The sequence below is a fragment of the Streptomyces sp. NTH33 genome (assembly GCF_003236365.1).
Classification (GTDB): domain Bacteria; phylum Actinomycetota; class Actinomycetes; order Streptomycetales; family Streptomycetaceae; genus Streptomyces.
The window spans coordinates 1-6358 of sequence record NZ_POTZ01000405.1; the positions used below are offsets into that span (position 1 = coordinate 1).

Consider the following 6358-nt stretch of genomic DNA (forward strand, 5'->3'; position numbering starts at 1 on the left):
GGGCGGGGTCGGCGCCGGGTCCGAGGAGCCGCCGTCCGCGCCCCAGTTGACCACCTCCATCTGCAGGCCGGGCGGGGAGGTGTCCATCGCCCAGCGCTGGGTGTCGCTCTTCGCACGGATCTTGAGGACGAGGGCGCCCCCGCCGTCGGTGGCGGCCGGTGTCAGGGCCAGGTCCTGGTCGAAGCGCGGCACGAGGGTGCCCTGCAGGGTGAAGTCGTAGCGGATGTCCCTCGCGCCCGGCCCGGAGGGGGTCGTGCAGGGAGCGAGCCGTACCGAGTAGCCCAGGCGGGAGTCCAGGCACAGACCGGGCTCGGCGCCGCTGCGCAGCAGCCCGTCGGTCTCGTACACCCACTGCTGGTCGGGCGCCGGCGAACAGCTCGCCAGCTCGGTCTCCGCCCCCTCGACGGCCTTCTTGCCCACGACACCGACGCACAGTCCGGACACGACGTTGTGCAGCCGCCCGCGCAGGGTGGTCCTGCCCGCCGTGCCGGCGCCGATCCAGGACGGCCCGGCGGACGGGGATCCGCTGCCGGGTGTGCCGGAGGGCCGCCCGTCGGCTCCGGTGGCGGGCGTCCCGTCCCCGGAGCCGAGAACCGCCCACAGCACGAGCGGCAGCACGACCAGCCCGCTCACCGTCGCCACCGCGACGGCGAGATTCCGCTGCCGTACGGCCCGCCGCGCCGCCTTCCGGTCCCTCCGCCGCCCACCGGCACGCGGCCGGACCCCGGCACCCGCCGGGGCCGGCTCCGTGGCGGAATCCGGCGCCGGTTCCGCGCCCGGCTCCGGCCCGAAGGCAGCGGCCGCGAACGGCTCGCCGGGGGTCGGCGCGCCCGATCCGGCGGAGTCGAACGGCTCTCCCCCGGCCGGTACCGACGACGCGCCGCCGGCGAACGGTGGGAACGCCGGGTCCTCCGGGGCCGCGGGCGTCGGGCGGGAGTCGCGGTAGGCGTGGGCGCCCCAGCCCAGGACGCCCTCGGCGAGCGCGGCGCCCAGGTCCGCGTTGAACCGGGACAGCTGGTCGGCGGTGTGCCGGCAGTGCGTGCAGCCGTCCAGGTGCGTGCGCAGGTCGGGGTCGAGGTCGACGCCGCCGCGCCGGTAGGTGACGTCCAGCAGCCGCAGGTAGAGCAGGCACTCCTGCCGGGGGGCGACCTCGCGGTGCACCTGGAGGCACTCCTCGCGCAGCCGTTCGCGGGCCCGCCGCAGTTCGACGCGCGCGTCCTCCTCGTCGATGCCGAGCAGCCGGGCCGGGGCGGCGAGCGGTTCGGCCTCGACCTCGGTGTGCCACAGCAGGGCGCGGGCCGCCTGGGGCAGCTGCTGGAACGCCCGGGAGAGCAGGCGCCGGTCGCTCGGCGGCAGCAGGCGCGCGCCGATCCGGTCGCCGTCGTCGCCCGCCGCCCGCAGCTCCGGGTGCAGCATCTCCTGCCGGTGGTCCGCGCTCCACTCGGCCGCGATGCGCCGTACGGTGACGAGCAGGTGGGGACGCCAGGCGGCCGTCGGTCCCGGCTGCCGCAGGGACTGGCCGAACAGACGGGTGAAGGCCGCGGTGGTGAGCATGCCCGCGGACCGCGGACCGTCGGTGCACAGCCGTGCGTAGGCGAACGCCGCCTCCCAGTGCCGGTCCAGCAGTTCACCGACGGGCTGCAGTGCGGAAGGGGACATGCCCGGGTCTTTCACGGCTGCATTCCTCCATACGCACCGCTGTTTTGGTCCGTACCAGAAAAAGAGGGCGTCGGCATCTCGAACGTCCACCGCGCAGAGGGAGGGACCCATGGTCTGCTCGCCGACAGGCCACACCTTCGCACAGGCCGGCGGCGGGCAACAAGGGATCACACGGTTTTGCGCAAAACGCTTTCGCAGCAGACTTGTTGACGATTTTTCAAAGGCAATTACGGCCCCGCGGCGGGCTGTTCCCGGAAGGTGTCCAGAAGAGTGCAGTACCCGCTCCCGGCCGAAGTCCTCCTGAGCGGCCCCCGGCCCGCCGGGTTCAGTCGTCCTCCGACACCGTGATGGCGCCCACCGGGCAGGCCCGGGCCGCTTCCCTGACCATCGGGTCGCCGCCGCCGTCCTCGCGGCCGGGCAGCAGGGTGCTGAAGCCGTCGTCGTCCTGGGTGAACACGCCCGGGGCGGTCAGGGCGCACTGTCCGGCGCCGATGCAGCGGTCCTTGTCGATGCGGATGCGCATGGCGGCAGCCTCTTACCAGGTCACGGGGAGCTCCAGCATCCCCTGGATGGTGTCGCCGGGCTTGAAGGGGATCTCGTCCGGCGGGGCGGCGAGCCGGAGCGTGGGCAGCCTCTCGAAGAGGGTGCGCAGGGCGATCTCCAGCTCGGCGCGGGCGAGGTTCTGGCCGAGGCACTGGTGGATGCCGAAGCCGAAGGCGACGTGGTGGCGGGCCGGGCGGTGCCAGTCGAGGGTGTCGGGGGCGGGGTAGACGTCCTCGTCCCGGTTGATGACGGAGGTGGAGAAGACCACGCCCTCCCCGGCCCTGATCGTGGTCCCGGCGATCTCGATGTCCTCGGTGGCCAGGCGCAGCAGTCCGTCCGCGATGGACAGCATCCGCATCAGCTCCTCGACCGCGGTGGGCAGCAGTGAGGGGTCGGCACGCAGTTCGGCCAGCCGGTCGGGGTGCCGCAGGAGCGTGTAGGTGCCCAGGGAGATCATGTTGGCGGTGGTCTCGTGGCCCGCGACCAGGAGGATCATCGCCAGGGCGGTCAGCTCCTCGCGGTCGAGGTCGCCCTCGCGCAGCCGCTGCCGGACCAGTTCGTCCAGCAGGCCCTGGCCGGCCTCACCGGCCTCCTGCCGCTGCTTGCGGTCGATCAGGGCGTCCAGGTACGCCTGGAGCCGGTCCCGGGCGTCCCGTGTGTCCTCGGCCGTCGGTCCGCGCAGCAGCCGCCTGGACTGCTCCTCGAAGAACTCGTGGTCGGCGTAGGGCACGCCGAGCAGCGCGCAGATCACCGTGGACGGCACCGGCAGCGCGAAGGCGCGCACCAGATCGGCGGGCGGCCCCTGCGCGGTCATCTCGTCCAGCAGCCGGTCGACGATCTGCTGGATCCGGGGCCTGAGCTCGGTGGCGCGCTTGAGGGTGAAGCTCGGGATCAGCATGCGCCGCTGGGTGCGGTGCCGGGGGTCGTCGACGCCCAGGAGCGCGGGCCTGCGGTCGCGGACCGCGGCGAAGCGGGGCGTGGTGATCGGAAAGCCCGAGCGGGTGCGGTCCGTGGACAACCGGGGGTCGACCAGCAGGTCACGGGCGAGGCCGTGACCGGTCACGAGCCAGGCCGGGCGGCCGTCGTAGAGCCGGACGCGGGTCAGCGGCCGGGTGACGCGCAGCGGGTCGTACCCGGTGGGCGGGTGGTAGGGGCAGCTCCGGTCCTGGGGGAAGGCGACGGGTTCGGACAGTTCGGTCAGGTCCGTCATGGAAGACCTCACAGACGAAGGGTGCGCCGTGCCGGTCCTCATTGGATGCCCCAGGCACCCATCGGCACGACGACAAGTCCGGCCAGATCGGCGATCCACGGGAACTGGCCGGGAATCACCCACTCCGCATCGTAAATCGGTTGCCGCCGAAACCGCACGGCGTACAGGATCCGGCCATGTCCACGACCGACGTGTTCCCGCCGCTGCCGTTCGCCGCCGACCTTCCGGCGCGGTGCCGACAGCAGCCCGGCCGCCCGCGGAGGCCCGGTCCCGCGCTGCCGTGACCGCGGCGCTCGTCGCCGGGCTGCTCGCGGGCCACGGCATCGCCGTGCCCGTGGGCGCCGTCGGGACCTACCTCGTCACCCTGACCGCCCGTACGTCCCTGCGGACCGGCTCCTGCGCCGCGCTCGGCGTCGCCACCGCCGACGGCCTCTACGCCGTGCTGGCCGCACTCGGCGGATCGGCCCTGGCGGGTCTGCTGCGGCCGGCGCTGGGGCCGCTGCGCTGGGTGTCGGCCCTGGTGCTGGCGGCGCTGGCCGTGGGGGGCGCGGCCACCGCCCTGCGGCAGTACCGCGGGCACCGGCTCGCCACCCGCGCCGACCCGCCCGCGCCGAGCCCGGCGCGCGCCTACCTGGCACTGCTCGGGATCACCCTGCTCAACCCCACCACGCTGGTCTACTTCGCGGCGCTGGTGCTCGGCAGCCGCGCCGCGCACGCCGTACCGCCGGCCGAGCAGGCCGTGTTCGTCCTCGCGGCCTTCGCCGCGTCGGCGAGCTGGCAGCTGCTGCTCGCCGGCGGCGGCGCGCTGCTCGGCCGTGCCCTGACCGGCCACCGGGGGCGGCTGGTGACGGCGCTCGTGTCCAGCTGCGTGATCACCGCACTGGCGGTACGGATGCTGGTGCCGCCGGGGTGAGCGGCTGCCCCGGGAGGCGGTGCCCGGCACCGTGGTGACGAACCGGGCCGGTGTGGATGTTGAATGGGCGGTGCACGATCAGTCTCAGGACGCGACGAGAGGACGGACGGCATGCCCCTTGAGGGCGAGTACGAGCCCAGCCCGACCCAGTGGGTGCGGGAGCAGGTGGAGCTGTACGAGAGCTCCGGCGGCACCGAGGGGACCACGCTGCGGGACACGGGGTTGCCCGTCGTCGTGCTGACCACCGTGGGCGCACGCAGCGGCAGGATCCGCAAGACGCCGCTGATGCGCGTGGAGCACGACGGGCGCTACGCGGTGGTGGCCTCCCAGGGCGGTGCGCCCAAGCATCCGTTCTGGTACTTCAACCTCAAGGCCGACCCCCGGGTCGAGCTGCAGGACGGCCCGGTCAAGCGGGACATGACGGCCCGTGAGGTCACCGGCGCGGAGAAGGCCGAGTGGTGGGAGCGGGCCGTCGCCGCGTTCCCCCCGTACGCCGAGTACCAGGAGAAGACCCCGCGGGAGATCCCGGTCTTCGTGCTGGAGCCGGCGGGCTGAGCGGGCTGAGGCGCCGGGCTGGGGCGCCGGCCGGAAAGGAATCCGGGCCGGGAGGCATGAGTCCGCCCTGTCCGGGCACCCGTGCCTCAGGCCCCGCCGCGTTCCCCCGTCGCGGCGGGGCTCTCCCGTGCCTTCTCCTCGGCCGGACGGTCGGTCACGTCGAGGAAGATCTGGTCCGCTTCGGGAACGGTGCGGGCGATGGAGCGCTTGATGCGCACGGCGACCTCCTCCACCCGCTCGCTGTCCAGGCCGGGGGTCAGGTCGATCCGGGCGGCCACCAGCAGGGAGTCCAGACCCATCTTCATCGTGAACAGCGCCTCCACGCTGTCGATCTCCGGCTGGGCCTGCAGCAGGCACCGGATACGGCCGCTGAGTTCGGGCTCGGCGGCCTCCCCGATCAGCTGGTCGCGGGCCTCGCGGCCGAGCCGGTAGGCGACGTGGACGAGCGGCGCGCCGATGGCGAGCGAGGCGGACGCCTCCCAGACGGCCTGTCCGGTGGCCATGTGCAGCCCCATGCCCGCCAGGGCGAGGATGACGCCGATCACCGCGGTGCCGTCCTCGGCCACGACCGTGCGCAGCGCCGGGTCGCGCAGGCCGTCTCCGCCGCCCTGCCGGCGCACCTGGTGCACCGCCCGCAGCAGGGAAGGCCCTCGGCGAGCAGGGCGACGCCGAGCACGATCAGGCCCGCCACATAGCCGCTGAACGTCTCCTGCGCGCCGTGGCGCAGGGCCTCCAGTCCCTGGAAGAAGGAGAAGCAACCGCCCATGACGAAGATGCCGACGGCGGCGAGCAGCGACCAGAAGAAGCGCTCCTTGCCGTAGCCGAAGGGGTGCCGCCGGTCGGCGGGGCGGCGGCTGCGGTGCAGCGCGGCCAGCAGGAAGATCTCGTTGAGGCTGTCGGCCACGGAGTGGGCCGCCTCGGACAGCAGCGCGGGCGAGTGCGCGATCAGGCCGCCGACGGCCTTGGCGACCGCGATGACCAGGTTCGCCGCGAGCGCCACCAGCACGGTGACGCGGGTGCTGCGGTCCTTCGTGTGCTTCCTCGCGTGGTTCCGGGTGTGGTTCGGTGGGTGGTTCCGCGTGTCGTCCGTCGGGTGCTCCCTGGATGTCCCGCTCACGTTCGCCGACTGCCCCGGTCGGCGCGGGTCATACGGTGCCGACGGCGGATTTCGGGGAACGCGTTCACCAGGACACCCGCTGAGCAGGGAGGACATATGAGCGACGGGGGCGAGGGCAACGCCGCCTACGGCCACAAGGCCTTCAAGCGGTCCAGGAGTCACTTCGCGGACCGGATCACCGCCGACGGGCGGGACGGCCGGCCGGTGGAGGCCGGGCGGTACCGGCTGGTGGTCAGAGGGCTTCTCGAAACCGAGTGTGGGGGCTGGGTTCGTGCTGGTCAGGCATGGTGCCGGGGTGGGTGAGGTAGGTCCGGTGCGTCCGTGGTGGTGGCGTGCTGGAGGTGCGTGATGGCGCCGGTGC

Annotated in this window: 5 protein-coding genes and 2 pseudogenes; 3 read left to right on the plus strand and 4 right to left on the minus strand. The window is 73.7% G+C overall.

Annotated features, from left to right (window positions below; all coding sequences use genetic code 11):
• The 3 genes from C1I97_RS28685 to C1I97_RS28695 form a co-directional block, all read right to left on the minus strand.
• Positions 1-1659: RICIN domain-containing protein (locus C1I97_RS28685; protein ID WP_111006040.1), on the minus strand; the 1659-nt coding region annotated here is incomplete at its 3' end.
• A gap of 325 nt (positions 1660-1984) precedes the next feature.
• Entirely contained in the window at positions 1985-2182 is a 198-nt protein-coding gene (locus tag C1I97_RS28690) for a ferredoxin (protein WP_111006041.1), read from the minus strand.
• A 12-nt stretch (positions 2183-2194) separates the two neighbouring features.
• Positions 2195-3412: a cytochrome P450 gene (locus C1I97_RS28695; protein WP_111006042.1), complete on the minus strand. Its 1218-nt coding sequence runs from the start codon at positions 3410-3412 to the stop codon at positions 2195-2197.
• A gap of 280 nt (positions 3413-3692) precedes the next feature.
• Between C1I97_RS28695 and C1I97_RS28700 the strand changes: the two genes are divergently transcribed.
• Positions 3693-4325 carry a LysE family transporter gene (locus C1I97_RS28700; RefSeq protein WP_111006043.1) on the plus strand — a complete coding sequence of 211 codons (633 nt, stop codon included), beginning with the start codon at positions 3693-3695 and terminating at the stop codon, positions 4323-4325.
• A 111-nt stretch (positions 4326-4436) separates the two neighbouring features.
• Positions 4437-4880 carry a nitroreductase family deazaflavin-dependent oxidoreductase gene (locus C1I97_RS28705; RefSeq protein WP_111006044.1) on the plus strand — a complete coding sequence of 148 codons (444 nt, stop codon included), beginning with the start codon at positions 4437-4439 and terminating at the stop codon, positions 4878-4880.
• Positions 4881-4966: 86 nt separating this feature from the next.
• Here C1I97_RS28705 and C1I97_RS28710 read toward each other — a convergent pair.
• Positions 4967-6093 (minus strand): annotated as a pseudogene (locus C1I97_RS28710) (cation diffusion facilitator family transporter).
• On the opposite strand from C1I97_RS28710, the pseudogene C1I97_RS28715 reads away from it, so the two are divergent.
• Positions 6094-6231, plus strand: a pseudogene (locus tag C1I97_RS28715) (glutathione S-transferase family protein); the annotation flags it as partial.
• Positions 6232-6358 lie beyond the last annotated feature (127 nt).

Excerpts from the sequence above, each read along its gene's own strand:
- C1I97_RS28690 (WP_111006041.1), bottom strand. The coding sequence starts at position 2,182 with ATGCGCATCCGCATCGACAAGGACCGCTGCATCGGCGCCGGACAGTGC.
- C1I97_RS28695 (WP_111006042.1), bottom strand. The coding sequence starts at position 3,412 with ATGACGGACCTGACCGAACTGTCCGAACCCGTCGCCTTCCCCCAGGAC.
- C1I97_RS28705 (WP_111006044.1), top strand. The coding sequence starts at position 4,437 with ATGCCCCTTGAGGGCGAGTACGAGCCCAGCCCGACCCAGTGGGTGCGG.